Origin of the sequence: Nostoc sp. UCD121 (assembly GCF_014222285.1) — a bacterium.
Classification (GTDB): domain Bacteria; phylum Cyanobacteriota; class Cyanobacteriia; order Cyanobacteriales; family Nostocaceae; genus Nostoc.
In genome coordinates this window covers 24,652-40,249 of the sequence record NZ_JACKZS010000050.1, presented here as the reverse complement: position 1 = coordinate 40,249, position 15,598 = coordinate 24,652, and the positions used below count along the sequence as shown (strand labels likewise).

Annotated in this window: 14 protein-coding genes, 1 tRNA gene and 1 other annotated feature; of the genes, 3 read left to right on the top strand and 12 right to left on the bottom strand. The window is 43.1% G+C overall.

The window, feature by feature from the left end; genetic code table 11:
* Window positions 1-362 precede the first annotated feature (362 nt).
* The 3 genes from GNF10_RS13325 to GNF10_RS38540 form a co-directional block, all read right to left on the bottom strand.
* A complete protein-coding gene (locus tag GNF10_RS13325) occupies window positions 363-842 on the bottom strand; it encodes a hypothetical protein (protein ID WP_221643327.1) in 480 nt (159 codons plus the stop codon).
* Window positions 843-1,216: 374 nt separating this feature from the next.
* Window positions 1,217-3,052, bottom strand: coding sequence for a threonine--tRNA ligase (thrS, locus tag GNF10_RS13320; protein ID WP_185584914.1), 1,836 nt, complete (start codon window positions 3,050-3,052; stop codon window positions 1,217-1,219).
* Window positions 3,053-3,161: 109 nt separating this feature from the next.
* Complete coding sequence (locus GNF10_RS38540; RefSeq protein ID WP_260445819.1) at window positions 3,162-3,287, bottom strand: hypothetical protein; 126 nt, start codon at window positions 3,285-3,287, stop codon at window positions 3,162-3,164.
* Between the two features lie 238 nt (window positions 3,288-3,525).
* On the opposite strand from GNF10_RS38540, the gene GNF10_RS13315 reads away from it, so the two are divergent.
* Complete coding sequence (locus GNF10_RS13315) at window positions 3,526-3,843, top strand: DUF2605 domain-containing protein (RefSeq protein WP_185584912.1); 318 nt, start codon at window positions 3,526-3,528, stop codon at window positions 3,841-3,843.
* Between the two features lie 310 nt (window positions 3,844-4,153).
* Window positions 4,154-4,483: a DUF2973 domain-containing protein gene (locus tag GNF10_RS13310; RefSeq protein ID WP_185584911.1), complete on the top strand. Its 330-nt coding sequence runs from the start codon at window positions 4,154-4,156 to the stop codon at window positions 4,481-4,483.
* 255 nt (window positions 4,484-4,738) lie between these two features.
* On the opposite strand, the gene rplL is transcribed toward GNF10_RS13310, so the two are convergent.
* From rplL to rplS, 8 genes are all read right to left on the bottom strand, one after another.
* Complete coding sequence (rplL, locus tag GNF10_RS13305; protein ID WP_012412095.1) at window positions 4,739-5,131, bottom strand: 50S ribosomal protein L7/L12; 393 nt, start codon at window positions 5,129-5,131, stop codon at window positions 4,739-4,741.
* A gap of 93 nt (window positions 5,132-5,224) precedes the next feature.
* Window positions 5,225-5,839 (bottom strand): 50S ribosomal protein L10, encoded by a 615-nt coding sequence (rplJ, locus tag GNF10_RS13300; RefSeq protein ID WP_114081430.1) that lies wholly within the window; start codon window positions 5,837-5,839, stop codon window positions 5,225-5,227.
* Window positions 5,840-5,902: 63 nt separating this feature from the next.
* Window positions 5,903-6,071: a sequence feature (ribosomal protein L10 leader region), on the bottom strand.
* A 56-nt stretch (window positions 6,072-6,127) separates the two neighbouring features.
* A complete protein-coding gene (gene rplA / locus GNF10_RS13295; protein ID WP_012412093.1) occupies window positions 6,128-6,841 on the bottom strand; it encodes a 50S ribosomal protein L1 in 714 nt (237 codons plus the stop codon).
* Window positions 6,842-6,973: 132 nt separating this feature from the next.
* Window positions 6,974-7,399, bottom strand: coding sequence for a 50S ribosomal protein L11 (gene rplK / locus GNF10_RS13290; protein WP_185584910.1), 426 nt, complete (start codon window positions 7,397-7,399; stop codon window positions 6,974-6,976).
* Between the two features lie 6 nt (window positions 7,400-7,405).
* Window positions 7,406-8,047, bottom strand: a complete 642-nt coding sequence (nusG, locus tag GNF10_RS13285) for a transcription termination/antitermination protein NusG (protein WP_012412091.1) — start codon at window positions 8,045-8,047, stop codon at window positions 7,406-7,408.
* A complete protein-coding gene (secE, locus tag GNF10_RS13280) occupies window positions 8,047-8,268 on the bottom strand; it encodes a preprotein translocase subunit SecE (RefSeq protein ID WP_012412090.1) in 222 nt (73 codons plus the stop codon). The genes nusG and secE overlap by 1 nt, the downstream gene beginning before the upstream one ends.
* A 385-nt stretch (window positions 8,269-8,653) precedes the next feature.
* Window positions 8,654-8,726 (bottom strand) — tRNA-Trp (locus GNF10_RS13275).
* 146 nt (window positions 8,727-8,872) lie between these two features.
* On the bottom strand, window positions 8,873-9,235 hold the full coding sequence (rplS, locus tag GNF10_RS13270) for a 50S ribosomal protein L19 (protein WP_114081431.1): 363 nt from the start codon (window positions 9,233-9,235) through the stop codon (window positions 8,873-8,875).
* A gap of 163 nt (window positions 9,236-9,398) precedes the next feature.
* Between rplS and GNF10_RS13265 the strand changes: the two genes are divergently transcribed.
* Window positions 9,399-10,343 carry a glycosyltransferase family 2 protein gene (locus tag GNF10_RS13265; protein ID WP_185584909.1) on the top strand — a complete coding sequence of 315 codons (945 nt, stop codon included), beginning with the start codon at window positions 9,399-9,401 and terminating at the stop codon, window positions 10,341-10,343.
* A 154-nt stretch (window positions 10,344-10,497) separates the two neighbouring features.
* Here GNF10_RS13265 and GNF10_RS13260 read toward each other — a convergent pair whose 3' ends face one another.
* Window positions 10,498-15,141, bottom strand: a complete 4,644-nt coding sequence (locus tag GNF10_RS13260; protein WP_260445818.1) for a DUF4347 domain-containing protein — start codon at window positions 15,139-15,141, stop codon at window positions 10,498-10,500.
* Window positions 15,142-15,598 lie beyond the last annotated feature (457 nt).

Here is a 15,598-nt window from a genome sequence, read left to right as displayed (position 1 = left end):
TGCCTTGCACTTTTGTTCGATTTATAGACTTCAATCACTATTTATACAAGGGTTTCAGTCTTAACCAGCAAGCCCTAGGTAGTCGTTTTCAAGGTAGGGGCAATTCATGAATTGCCCCTACCGCATGTAGTTTTGCGTAAGTCCTAAATAAAAATCTGACTTTTCACGTCATATAGAAAAGCTAACGCTAAACCTAAACCCTGAGCAAGCTTTCTTACTAGGGAATAGAAGCGAGGTTTTCTAGGTAAGAGTGAAAAGTCAGATATGGCAATGAGTGGAAAAAGAGATCGTGTCTGTCCTACCGCCAAGTAGAATCAATACTCAGTTCACTTGGAAGTAAGCTTAATAGATAAGCAAACGGATTAATAACGACCCCAGTTGCGATCGCGCTCATAGCGAAAGTTATTATCACGAATGTTACGAAGGTTATTGTCGCGGTCAAAGCGGTGATCGTTATTGCGGTCATAACGGCGATCATTATTGCGCTCAAAACGGCGATCATTATCGCGCTCAAAACGGCGATTATTATTGCGCTCATAACGGCGATTATTGTCGCGGTCATAACGGCGATTATTATCGCGGTCATAACGGCGATCATTATTGCGCTCATAACGGCGATCGTTGTCACGAATGTTGCGAAGGTCGTTCTGGCGGTCATAATCACCATTTCTGTAGTGACGACTATGACGTTCGTAGTTACCATCATCGTTGCGTTGATAGCCGTAGCTATCTAACTCAACAAGATAAGACGCTGCTGTATTAGCCTCAGCTTTTGGAGAAATAGCCAAAGCTGATGCAGATGCTATCAAGCCAGCCAGCAAAATAGAGGTAAAGCGGTTCATAATGTTAGTCAAAAATTATTGACATTAATTTATGCAAGTCTAGTCTGTTTAGGAAGAGCAGATTCCACAAGTCTTTAATCTATGCTACCAGTCTTGAATAAATCAGAAAGTTTTCTTGGGTGCGGTGATTGAGAAAACTTTTGTTGTCTGTGATACTTTTTGACCTTTCAAATCCCATGAAAAGTTAAAATTAAAATGAGTATTTGAACTGGATGAATCCATTTTTATCTCCGTCAACGAGAAAATTAGGGTTTCAGCCTACAAGTAGAACGCGATCGCACCCTTACCAAAACCTATCAGCTAGCTCATGCTCCAATCCACGAAAAAAAACGCACACCAATTATAATTAGTGTGCGTCTGCGGTTAAATTTTATTTAGAAATTCTCGAACTTAGCGATCGCATCCTTCATCTTATCCACCACCTCATCAACAGCGATAACTCCCAATTCTCCAGAGGCGCGGGTACGGATACTCAAGGTGTTGGTTTCCACTTCCTTCGCTCCAACCACAGCCATCACAGGTATTTTTTCTTTCTCTGCATTGCGAATTTGCTTACCCAAGCGATCGCCACTGGTATCAACTTCTGCACGGATGCCCAAGGCTCTCATCTTCGCTACCACATCTTTCGCAAAGTCTAGCTGTGTATCACCCACAGGTAGTAATCTAGCTTGCACTGGCGCTAACCACAAAGGGAAATCACCTGCATATTCTTCAATTAAGATCCCAATCAACCTTTCAAGTGAACCAAAAGGCGCACGGTGAATCATCACTGGACGTTTGCGAACCCCATCTTCAGCGACGTATTCCAACTCAAAGCGTTCAGGCAAATTGTAATCTACCTGCACAGTTCCTAATTGCCACTCCCGATCTAGGGCATCACTAAAGATAAAGTCAAGTTTGGGCCCATAAAAAGCCGCTTCTCCAATCCCTTCAAAGTGTTCCATCCCCAAAGTTTCAACTGCACGGCGAATCGCAGCTTCGGCTTTGTCCCAAACTTCATCAGAACCGATGTATTTATCACTAGCAGGATCGCGGAAACTGAGTCTAGCTTTAAAGTTCTTCAGTTGCAGCTTATTGAACACCGACAAAATCAAATCCACCACACTGAGGAATTCGCTATCTAGCTGTTCTGGAGTAACGAACAGGTGAGAATCATCCACAGTAAAACCGCGCACCCGCGTTAAACCGCCCAATTCGCCTGATTGTTCGTAGCGGTAAACAGTACCAAATTCCGCCAGGCGCATCGGTAGTTCCCGATAAGAGCGTAACTCACTCTTATATATTTGGATATGGAAGGGGCAGTTCATCGGCTTCATGACAAAGCCTTGTTCCTGTGCAGCAGCTTCTTGATCATCTGCCATTAAGGGGAACATATCTTCTTTATATTTCTGCCAATGTCCAGAGGTTTTAAATAAATCTACTCTGGCAATGTGAGGTGTTACTACAGATAAGTAACCCCGTTTTAATTGTTCTTGCTTGAGGAAGTCTTCTAAGGTACTCCGTAACAAAGTACCCTTTGGTGTCCACAAAGGTAAACCCGGCCCTACTAAATCAGAGAATATAAATAATCCCAGTTCTTTCCCAAGTTTCCGATGATCTCGCCGTAGTGCTTCTTCTTTGCGCCGCTTATATTCAGCGAGTTGTTCTGGACTTTCCCAAGCGGTGGCGTAGATGCGTTGTAATTGGGCTTTAGTTTCATCCCCACGCCAATAAGCGCCCGCAACACTTTCTAATTCAATTGCTTTCGGGTTTAATTCACTGATATTTTCCAGATGAGGCCCCGCGCACAAATCCCACCATTCATTCCCCAGGTGGTAAATTGTGATTGGTTCGTTTTTGATATCTGCCAGAATTTCTAGCTTGTAAGGTTCTTTAATTTCCTGAATCCGGCGTGCGGCTTCTTCGCGGCTGACTTCTTCTCGAATTACTGGCAATTTGCGATTGATAATCTTCGCCATCTCTTTCTTGATGGCTTTTAGATCATTTTCGCTAAATGGTTCTGGACTGTCGAAGTCATAGTAAAAACCGTTTTCTATCCAAGGGCCGATTGTAACTTGCGCCTTGGGAAACAGCTTTTGTACCGCCATTGCCATTACATGGGAAGCAGTGTGGCGAATCTTTTTTAAGTTCTCCGATTCGCTGGTACGTGGTAAATAGATTTTTTCAACTTGTTCTGACTGTTGTGATTGATTTGATGAATTTGGCGACATTGGCTGCTGAACCGTTGGCGAGGTGATTACAAAAGGTGATTTATCTGAATCTGTAGGCTTACTCAACTATAACGACTTTGGTTTTTGCCAGTTCAGCTTTATCTTCCAACTACCGAATTAATTTTTCGCCGGGGATAAAGATAAATTTTTGATCGGGTAGCTGAGTATTAAATTCAGGATTCCAGGCGTAGGCGTAGCCCGCACTTCGGCTGCGCTCAGTGACCATCGTAGACATCGCTAAATTATCTTATGAATTGCAACTCGGTGTCAGCTACCCCTCCGATTCGATATATATACAGCCTGTCTAAAGGAACTGTACAGACCCAGTAGCAAGACTATATAATAAAATCTGTGCTATTTGTTACATTTTTTTAGATTTCCCAAAATTATGAGATTATAATAAATAAAAAGAATATTAAGAAACGTAAATAACGTTAATATTAGTAAGAAAGTTGGAAAAATCCTTCTTATTTATGTCAGACTCAAATTTACCAGGGACTGAGTTGCTGAAAACGGTTTTAGAACCTCTGCTAGAAGATTTTCAGCATTGGTTTACGCGATCGCGCTATTTACTCGAAACTGAGCAGCTATCATTTATGAGTGACCAAGAACAATCTGATTTGCTCTTACGTGTTAAACAAGCGCAAGAAGAACTAAGTACGGCCAAAATGCTATTTGCTGCTACCGATAAACAAGTCGGAATTGATATGGCAACGTTAATGCCTTGGCATCAATTAGTAACAGAATGCTGGAATGTTGCGATGCGCTTTCGTCAAGAGCGTGAAGTCTAAATAGATGGGAGCATCTGTTAAATTTCTGCGGACTATTTAGCTAATGTCTAACGACAAGATGCTAAACCAGTCATCAAAGAGATAGTACAAAAAGCTTAACAATTTCTTAACATTATTTGGATTAACAAGATAATGTATCCTATGCTACCGTAAGTAAAATAACGGTTGACAAATAGCTTCATATAAATGTAATAGCACAAACAGTGCGTCAAATAGTCATCTTAACTGTACTGTGAGTCACAGTGTCGGCGAAACAAAGCGTTACAAACAAAATAAAGTTTTAAAAATTGCTGTTCTGGAGGAAAATCTAATGTTACACCTGCTTTACATTCTTGCTTTTACAATCCTTGCATTTATGGCTGTTGGCAACTTAATTCGTAACCTGATCATGTTCAGTTTTGATCGTGAGCGAACTTACCCAACGAATTCCTCACCAATGAATAATCAAGGTAAATACGGTTATTATTCATCAAAAAAACAGTTTGTACCCCATCCAGAGTTATTAGATAGCGCAGGTAACTTAATTAAAGAGCCGCTTTTGGTAATGCGTTCGATTAACGTTGAAGATGCGCGTCTACATCTAGATGCACTTTACGAAGCATCCCCAGGACGTAAGAGTGAAAATTCAGAAGAAGTATAAAATTTAGGACTTAGGAGTTTGGGTGTAAATTATGATTGTTTTACATCCTTAAACCCTTCTTAAAATATAAATTTATTACCATCCTTGAATGTGAAGCGCGATCGCATCAATCGCTTGCTAAGTTAACATTTTTTTGTCCACTTGGCAGATTTTTAACAATTTTTCGTTTACAATTCTGACTCCTGAATTCTGTCTCGATAAAAAAGGAGCCTGACTCAGACTCCCTTAATGTAAAAATTGCTAATAGAATTGTGACTACTTGATAGTCACCTTACCGCCAGCTTCTTCGATGCGCTTCTTAGCATCTTCAGCAGCATCCTTAGCAATGCCTTCCTTAACTGCCTTGGGAGCAGCTTCTACCAAGTCTTTTGCTTCTTTCAGACCCAAACCGGTCAATTCCCGGACAATCTTCAGCACAGCAATCTTCTTATCAGCTGGGACTGAATCGAGAATCACTTCAAACTCGGTTTGCTCAACAGCCTCTTCAGCCGGAGCCGCACCACCAGGGCCAGCCATCATCATCATACCGCCAACAGGTGCAGCAGCACTTACGCCAAAAGCTTCTTCAATTTGCTTGACTAGCTCAGAAGCTTCCAGCAAAGAAAGGGTTTTTAGTTGTTCTAAAATTTGATCGGTTGCAGCAGACATTGATATAACTCCTGTAATTTTGATTATTTATTTGTCAGGGGTCATTAGTCTTTAACTATAGACTTTTGACTCTCGACTGATGAACCACAAACTCTATTCAGCAGCAGGTTCAGTACTGCTATTATCTTCAGTAGCGGTTTCAGCGCTGCTATCTTGTACAGCAGCAGTTTCGGTGCTACCACCACTTTGTTCTTGGTCGGCCACAGCCTTCAAAGCACGAGCCAGTGAACCAGGAACTTCGTTGATACCCACAGCAATCTTGGTAGCCAAGGCGTTGATAGCCCCAGCAATTTGCGCGATGAGTTGTTCCTTAGATGGCAAGTCTCCCAGTACCTTGACATCAGGTTCTTTGAGTAGGCGACCTTCCAGGACACCACCACGAAGTTCTGTTTTCTTGGTAACTTTTTGGAATTCTTGGTATGCCTTAATTGCCGATGAAAAATCATCTTTTACTAGCAAAAAGGCGGAAGAACCATTGAGCAATTCCGATAAAGGCTGCCATTTCTCATCACCTTCAATGGCAATGCCCATCAGGGTATTCTTCGTCACCTTACAAACAGTGCCACTAGGACGTAGCCGCCGCCGTAAGTCTGTGATTTCCGAAACTGTTAGCCCCTGATAGTCAATTACCAGTGCCAGAGTTGACTCACTCAAAGTTTCTTTGAGGTCAGCTACTATTTCTTTTTTATTTTCTAGTGTTCTACCCATTCCAATCTCACCTCCTTAAAATAATCTGGGAAGTGCCCTACTTGTACGTTTCTTTTAAACCTGAACCGAAACAACAAACCCCGGCTAATTTAGCCGGGGTTGAGTATTAAGACTCGTGATGCCATAGTTATCACGCCTTTAGGGGTGGTAATTTTGACAATTAGAGTTTTAACCTCGGCAGGGTATTTAAGCTATTAGCACCTGCTGTCTCCGGCTTTGCCTATTCGATTTTGTGATTAGTCATTTGTCCTTTGTCTTTTGCCTTTACAAATGACTAATGACTAAAAATTAACCTACTTCGCTCAGTTTTAAATCTCGTAGGGCGGTGACATCAATTTTAATCGATGGCCCCATTGTGGCTGACACATAAAATGTGCGCCAATAACGACCTTTAGCTCCTGAAGGACGGTTACGGTCAATCGTCTCCTGCAATGCCTTCAGGTTTACTAACAAATCTTCAGGCGAGAAGGTTGTCTTACCAAACATAACATGAACAATACCAGTTCTGTCAGCTCGGAATTCTAATTTACCAGCTTTGAATTCTGCGATCGCACTTGCTATATCAAATGTTACGGTTCCACCTTTGGGCGATGGCATCAAACCACGGGGGCCTAGCAACTTACCTAACTTTGCCACCTGTGGCATCACATCTGGTGTGGCAATCAGCTTGTCAAAATCCATTCTACCTTTCTGGATTTCGTCAATTAGTTCTTCTGACCCGACTATATCAGCCCCAGCGTTGCTGGCTTCGTTTACCTTTTCGCCTCTGGCTATCACTGCCACCCGAACAATTTGTCCTGTACCTTTAGGCAGTGCTACCGTTGTCCGCAACTGTTGGTCTGTATATTTGGGGTCAATTCCCAACCGGATATGCGCTTCGGCTGCTTCAACAAATTTAGCTGTTGCTGTGTCTTTGAGAAGGGCTAAAGCTTCTAAAGGATGATAATCCTTATCTTCTACTTTTGCTTGCAGCGTCTGCAAACGACGCGATATTTTTGCCATTTTTTTCTCCTGGGGTAATTCCGAAGCCTCGCCTCTCCCCCGATAATTTTTTTATGAGTCCTTTGTCATCTGTCTTTTGTCCTTTGTCATTTCCTATTTTTTTACTAATGACCAATGACCAATGACCAATGACTAATCTTTGACTGTTATACCCATATTCTTAGCCGTTCCTGCCACAATCTTCATTGCCGCGTCGATGTCGTTGGCATTGAGGTCGGGGAGTTTTGTTTGGGCTATTTCTTGCAATTGGGCTGTAGTAATTGACCCAACCTTCTTTTTGTTGGGTTCATTCGAGCCTTTTTCAACTTTCGCCGCCTTCCGAATCAGCACTGATGCTGGTGGCGTTTTGAGTACAAATGTAAAACTCCGGTCTTCAAAAACCGAAATTTCTACAGGTATCACCATTCCAGCTTGGTCTGCTGTTTTGGCGTTGTACTCCTTGCAGAACATCATGATGTTAACACCATGTTGACCCAAGGCGGGCCCAACTGGTGGTGCTGGGTTGGCTTTTCCAGCATTCAGGGCCAGTTTAATGACCGCCACTACTTTCTTCGCCATTTGTATTTAACTCTGTTTCTCTACCTGATTAAATTCCAATTCTACTGGTGTATCCCTGCCGAAAATTGAGAGCAAGGCTTTAAGTTTACTCCGTTCTGGAGATACTTCAATTACCTCGCCTTCAAAGTCTTTAAATGGACCAGAAAGCACCATTATCTTATCACCAGTAGCCATGTCAATTTTGACAACAGCTTCTTGTTCGCTGGTTTGTTTGAATATGCGTTCAACTTCCGAAGAACTCAGTGGTATGGGGTGGACATGACCGCGACCCTTGCTGCTACCACGTTTTTGTTCTGAACCAACAAAGTTAATTACATGAGAGGTGTTTCGTACCACCTGCCAGGTATCATCATCCATCATCATCCGCACCAGCACATAGCCAGGAAAAACTTTTTCTTCTGTATGCTGGCGACTGCCATCTTTGCGGATTTTCACCGCTGGCGTTTGCGGAATTTCTACCTGGATAATTTTGTCAGCTACATCAAAAGTTTGAATGCGTTGCTCCAAGTTAGTCTTTACACGCTTTTCACAGCCTGAAGCTACTTGTACAGCATACCAGCGTGCTTCTTTTGACGCTGCTTCTGCTGTTTCTCCTGTTTCCTCCGACTGCAACGTGGAGTTGCGAGGTTCGTCTGTTGCAAAAGTCATCAGAACACCTGTTTTGCTGCCCAACCAAACAATCCATCGACCAAGTATATCAAAGATGCGGAGAGTGCCACCATTAACAACACAGCAGCGGATTCGCTCACTATCTGCTTCCGACTGGGCCAAACTACTTTGTCAAGTTCTTCTTTGGTTCCCTGTATGAAGTTGCCTAAGCTAAACCCATTTGTGTTTTCTGGCAATTCTGCTTCACTTTTTTTGGCCACGACCCTTTATCCCCCGGTTTCTTACTCAATTTTGGATTTTGGATTTTGGATTTTAGATTTACCCTATGCTTTAAGGCAAAGGTACTTAACTTCAGATTCTGGGTTGTGCTTTTATTTTGATTTTTTGTCAATCCCTTCGGGTTCAGCAGTCACTCATGGGTGAAAACCCCTTAGCGAAGCGTTTCGTAGAGAAGACCGGGCTGCTTCACCAAAATCTAAAATTTAAAATCTAAAATTTGTTCTTCCAGTTTTGCAGTTTCGACTCTATTTTACTTAATTGAAAGCAAAACAACTGCAAACACAATAAGTTTACCCGAAATTATTATCACTAACTGCTAATATAGCGGCTGCGTAATTATTTCGGGCTTTATTTTTTGCTCTTGAGCGCGCCCTGGAGGACTTGAACCCCCGACATCAGGTTTTGGAGACCTGCGTTCTACCAACTGAACTAAGAGCGCACAAGCTGTTTTGTATTCACTTATTGCGCTGAACTAAATTTTAGCTTAACGCAACACGCGATTTCTATCATACTTCAATTTCGTTGAGAAAACAAGTTAGCGGCAGATGCCGCTTGAGATTTCTCCCATAATGAAAGAAACACGAATCACAGAGGGCGGTCAAACCGTTGCTTAATCCGGGTTGCCTTACCTACGCGATCGCGGAGATAATACAGTTTAGCACGGCGGACTTTACCGCGACGTAATACCTTGATGCTGTCAATCCGGGGAGAATGCAACAGAAATACGCGCTCAACGCCTACACCTTGAAAAACCTTACGGACTGTAATAGTTTCATTGATGCCACCATTGCGTTTGGCAATCACTACTCCTTCGTAGGGTTGTACCCGGTATTTTTCGCCTTCTTTAATTTTCACTCCTACTTTTACGGTGTCGCCCACAAAAATGTCGGGCAAATTTGATTTTAGCTGTTCCGCTTCAATGGAGCGGATAATCTCTTGAGCGCTCATAGTCTTTCTGTCTGTCTGCTTAAAAAAAACCCACGATCATCAATCATAAATCGATAATCCTATTTCAGTCTACTTCTACTTATTGGAGATTGATAATTTTACTGAGATAAGACTCGGTAGATCGAAGCTATATTGCAAAATGCTGTACCACAGGTGTAAATCTATGAAATTTAGCATCGTCATCAGTACTTATAATCGCTTGAACTTGCTGCAAAGAGCAATTGAGTCGGCTCGGAACCAAACCATTGAGTGTGAGGTGGTTGTTGCCGATGACTGTTCTTCTGATGATACCCAAACATATCTCAAAAGCTTAGGGGACAAGGTTGTTTACCATCGAAATGAAGTGAACCTTGGTCATGCAGCAACGGTAAATGCTGGAGTTGCCAAAGCTAGCGGCGACTGGATTAAGTTTTTAGATGATGACGACTATTTAGCTTCCAACTGCATAGAAGAGATGGCTAAGGCGATCGCACTTAATCCCGATGCTGTAATCTGTTCTTGTGTCGCGGCTCAGGTAGATGGGAATGAAGTTGAACTCAGTCGCACCCCGCAAGTTGGCCCTGGTTTAGCTTTTTATATCCCCCAAGCCGATATTCATTACGGTATGCTCTTAGAGCTTGTACCCTTTGGCACACCTGTACAAGTTGCTTGCCGACGTGATGCTTTCCTGCAAACTGGTGGTTGGGACTCCACACTTGATGCTAACTGTGATGATATCGATTCGTGGATTAGGATTGCCCAATTTGGTGATGCTATTTTCTTTAACCAGTGTCTTGCGTACCGAACTATTTGGCCCGGTGCTTATAATCAAAAGTTTTCTTTGTCTCGGCGGTTGGCGACAAATATTTTGATGAAAGAAAAAATTTATGCCTTGGTACATGAGCAACATCGCTCAAAAATTCCCGGCTTTCAAGATATAAAAAATTACCTGAAACTCCATTGGATTTTAGTATCACTGAAGCAAAAAAATCTCAAGAGCTTTTTTTCAATGATAGATCCATCTATACTTTCTCCTAAGTCTTGGAAGTTTTTGCTCACTGCTGCCTCATCACGTCGCTCTCAGGGAAACAATTCTGAAGTTCGTAAACTCGTATTGATTGAGTCGTAAGGGACTCAAAAAAATAAATTATTCAAAATTACTTGTAAATTTGTAGGGGTACAAAGCCTTGTGCCCCTACCATAGTATATGTTTTTAACTTGAAGTCCCTAGTTATGGTGTCCAGTAAAAGTGTATTCCCGCCATACTATGCTAAATCTGAGTGCTAGACAAAAACATTACCACCAACTACTAGATTTGTCGCGGTGAAATTATCTAAAGTTGCGAAGGTGTAAAAAGAATAATAACCAAGGACTTGAACTTGTGTAGAAGTACCCGATTGCACAAATTGTAGATTGCCATCTAAGATGGGGTTGCTACTACTGTAGCCCCGACTCTTAAACAGGTCAGTGAAGACTAACTTATCCTGGCTCGGATCAAAGTCAGTAATTATATCATCGGAATCGCTCAAGGTTTGGTAGATGAACTGGTCATAACCGCTCCCGCCAGTCAAGGTATCGCTACCTGAACCACCAATAAGAATATCATTGCCAACACCACCGAGAAGGCTATCATTCCCAGCACCACCGAAAAGGCTATCATCCCCAGCACCACCGAAAAGGCTATCATTACCTAGACTACCAAGCAGGGTGTCGTTACCTTCACCACCTCGTAGTAGGTCGTTGCCACTCTTGCCATCAATGCGGTCATTTCCCCCTTGACCATTAATAACATCAGTTGAGTTGTCAAACCCATTGACATTGTTGTTTAGGTCATTAAAAAAGGTGACTGTATTTTTGTTGAAGATGGTGCTTTGAGTAGAGTTGGCATTAGATACATCAAAACTGTCACGAATTTTGGTTTGCCCATCAAACAGGATATTGCCCAAAGTTGATAGGTTGTCTAGGTTTTCTAAGGCAAAGTTTTGCAGAATAATTTTGTCATCAGCCACCCCTTCAAAAGTAACTTCCAGATTATTACCATTCTGGGTAAGTAGCATATTTCGAGCAGTCAATCCAGCCCCTTGAAATTTCAGAGTATCCAATTGGCCAATGATTGCTGCTGAAAGATTTGAGCCTTTACCTAAGCCACCGAAATCGGTAATGGTATCAACACCGTCACCTAAGTTGTAAACAAATTTATCCTTGCCACCGCCACCAGTGAGGATATCATTGCCTTGATTACCTGCAATAATGTCGTTCCCAGCTTTAGCATAAATTATGTCAGCGTAGTTGTTGCCCACTAGATTATCAGCGCCACTAGTTCCAATCAAACCGTTGAACTCTAATGCACCAATATCAACTTTACCCTCAGATATTCTGTCAAATCCGATGCCGCGCTGGTCAGTTATAATACCTGCTGGAATCAGAGCATTTTTACCAGCGTTAATGGCGGGACTATCTTCCAATAAGGCATGAGTAAGGGTTGTACCACCGTTATTTTGCAATGGGCTAAGTTTGGGGTTAATGGGGTTGGTGCTAGTGCCGACGATGGTGCTAGTAGTAAAGCCTTTACTACCTGTGTTGTCGCCAATCAGGTTGTTGCCGATGTCGGTGAAGTTACCAGAAACGTCGGGCTTGAGAATAGAGGTTTCAGAATAGTCATATAGATTGTTGTTGAAGTTGCCTGCAATGATGGTGTTGCCAACGACAAGCGTGCCATCTGAGTGATTAAAAATGCCTCCACCATCAGCATTACGAACATAAAAGTCTTCTGCGCTGTTATTGGTAACGGTGCTGTTGCTGAGGGTGAAAGTGCCTGAGTTATAAATGCCGCCGCCGTTGATGTACGCGCGATTACTAGAGATAGTGCTATTGCTCAGGTTAAAGATACCAGAGTTGTAGATGCCGCCACCGCTTTCCGCTCCACTGCCAGAAACAGTGCTACTGGTCAGGTTAACCGTGCCAGAGTTATAGATACCGCCGCCGTAGGACGGGTAAGGGTCAGGCCCACCGCGATTAAGACCACTGGCATAAGCTTGATTACCAGAGATAGTGCTTCCCGTTATGCGGAGAGTACCTATGTTGAATATGCCACCACCGAAGGCAGAGGAGTAACTAATAGATGCATTATTAGCAGAGACAATGCTGTTAGTGAGGCTGAGGTTGCCTTTGTTAAAGATGCCTCCACCGAAGGATGACCCACTGTTATTAGAGACAGTGCTGTTAGTGAGGCTGAGAGTGCCTTTGTTAAAGATGCCGCCTACCACCCCTCCATTATCAGAGACAGTGCTTCCTGTCAAGTTAAGGCTAGTATTGTTATTAAGCAAAATACCGCCAAAGGTATCATTAGCATTAGCAATCTTCAAGCCATCAATGTTGGCATCTGTCCCGGTTCCTGATATCTCAAACACGCCAGAGGCATTATTTCCACTTACGGTAAGCTTTGTTGCCCCAGTACCCAAAAGGGTAATATCATCGGTAATTGTTAGTTTGCCGGTAGTGAGGGTGATGATATCTGGAGTGGCATCACCAAAAACTCCTGCAAAGGTAATAATATCTGCCCCAGCAGTAGCATTAGCATTGAGGATAGCTTGCCGCAACGATCCATCTCCAGAATCGTTGGTATTAGTGACGACTAAATCATTGGCTGCGATCGCTACTGTGGCAGTATAATTCACATTATCGATTTGGTAAGCCGAATCTGCTGCCAAGCTGAGAGTCAGATTTTCTGCCGCTTCTGCCTGAATATCGTTGACAGGTGTCAAAGTGATATCTACATAGCTTTGCCCATTAGCAATCACGATACTGTTGCCGTTGACAGGTTTGCCACTGACGCTTAGGTTGTAGTCTGCAATACTCGCATTGCCATTAGCAGAGAAGTTGACTGTTAATGCCCCACTGCTGTTGCTGCGGCTAATGCGGTAAGTACCACTATTCCCACTGTTTTCATCGGCAATGTTATCAGTGGCGATGATGCTGATGGTGGGGACGAGGGGATTGGGATTATCAGGTGGCGTAATAATTATACTAGGCTGGACTTCATAAGCACCAATATCAACGGCAACATCGGATAGCCTGTCGAATCCTGCGCTTCTTTGATCGGTAGTTACATCAGGAGGAACTAGAGAATTATTGCCAGCATTAAGAGCAGGGCTATCTGCAAGTAAGGCGTGAGTAAAAGTTGCACCACCGTTATTTTGCAGCGAACCGAGCTTTGGGTCAATGGGGGTGGCGGTTGTGCCAACGAGAGTGCTGGTGGTAAAGCCAATACTACCAGTAGCATCGCCAATCAAATTATTGCCAAAGTCAGTAACGCTACCGGATACGTCAGGTTGTATATCATCGGCAGGGGACTTGTCAAAGTTGCCTGCAATGATGGTGTTACTAACTTTTATGGGGCTACCATAGCTGGCAACACCCCCACCATTACCAACACCATTGCTATCTGAGTCAGCTGTGTTGTTAGTAACTGTGGTGTTAATCAGAGTGAGATTGCCGCTATTTGTGTAGCTGCCGCCATTAAATATACCACCGCCTTCGTCATTGGCTGCATTGCCTGAGATGGTGCTGTTAGTTAGAGTAGCTGAACCACCAAAATAAGTACCATCATCTGCGTTAACGACACCACCGCCGTTATAGTTTGCCTTATTGCCAGAGACAGTACTTGCCGTTAGGTTGAGAGTACCGCCTTGATTGTAGATACCGCCACCATAGTTTGCCGTATTGCCAGAGACAGTACTTGCTATGAGGTTGAGAGTACCGACGTTTGCATTGGAACCGTTATTATAAATGCCACCGCCTAAATCACCCGTATTGCCAAAGACACGACTTCCTATCAGGCTGAGGATGCCACCGTTATAGATTCCACCTTTGGTATTACCAGAAACACTGCTTTCCGTCAGACTGAGGATGCCGTTATTAGAGATGCCGCTTTCCTGTGTATTGCCAGAAACACTGCTTCTTGTCAGGCTGAGGATGGAATTTGAATTGACTTGAATACCGCCGCTAGCGATCGCCAAACCATCAATACTAACACCTGTCGCTGTTCCCGATATCTCGAAGACTCTGGAGGTATTATTCCCACTCACAGTAAGTTTGGATGCGCCAGTTCCCAGGATAGTAACATCATCGGTAATGGTCAGTTTTCCAGAGGTGAGGGTTATTACATCTGGGGTAGCATCAGTAAAAATTTTCCCAAAAGCGATCGCATCATCCCCAGCAGTAGCATTGGCTAGGTTAATTGCCTCCCGCAGGGTGGTAATACCGTTGTTAGCATCACCATCATCTGTGTCCCCGGTATTATTCACCGTAAATGTTGCTAGTACTCCTGCATAAGCTTGACGCGTCGTTTCTGCAAACGCTAGAGTCACTTTCATTTGGGCAGTGCGTACTTCCAGTTCCCAGTTTCCGCCTAATGCTGTACTGCCTATCAGCTGACGGGAAGCGGCAATATTCGCTCCTGTAAGTTGGTGCAGTTGGGCAATAAATTCTGTCCCCATATCACCCTCAGCTACGTTGCAACCATAAATGAGTAAGTTGGCTACAGATGTTGTAGCGGATGTCACAAATGGTTTATCTGTTTTGGACGAGGCGGAAAATATCTTCTGCCATTGTTGCAGTTGCTGGCTATGGTATTTGAGGGTATCGAGTCCCAAGTGAGTGTTACCCAGTTGCAAGCTACCGGGGACACCGTGGCAAACAATATGAATGTTGTAAAGATTCTGGTTAGCACGAGTTGCCAAAACCTCCGTAATTTGCTCAACACCGTTCTGTGTTGGCTCGATTACGAACACATCAGTGTTGGGAATAACACCTTTGACTAAACTCTGATAGTCTTCCACAGCCATGTCGATAAAGACCAGGTTGCGTGTGTAATGTGTGGGAATTAAGGAATTTACTTGGAAGTCTGGAGTACGTAGCGTTGCCATTTTTTTACTTCAAGCTAAGGTTTAAGGTTTTGAGGTCAGCTCAGACTAACTAAAGCCTTGTCATTACGATTTTTCACACAATTAATAACAGTAATAGGGAATTATTTTTACTATTAATTTCTTATCGTCACGCAAGTTGCTGCTTTTGTAAAGCGATGCAAGTATATATTTTTACTAAGTTACCAAGCTAGAAAACATCTAAACCAAACTAAACATAACTCTTGTCGGGTGGGCAACATTAGCACCCTAATGATGGAAGTTCAAGTTTAATGTGGGATAGCTTACTATTTGTGCTGAGTCCCTTCAAAACATAGTATGTATAGCTGTCGTCGCTATCGGCGGAATCGAAAATAAAACTATAGGGACTGAAATAGCAGGTTCAGTCTTCAGAATTTTGAAGTTTTACCCAGATTTATCAAGCCATTCCTGAATAAGTCTTTAAGCTAAGTAACTCTTA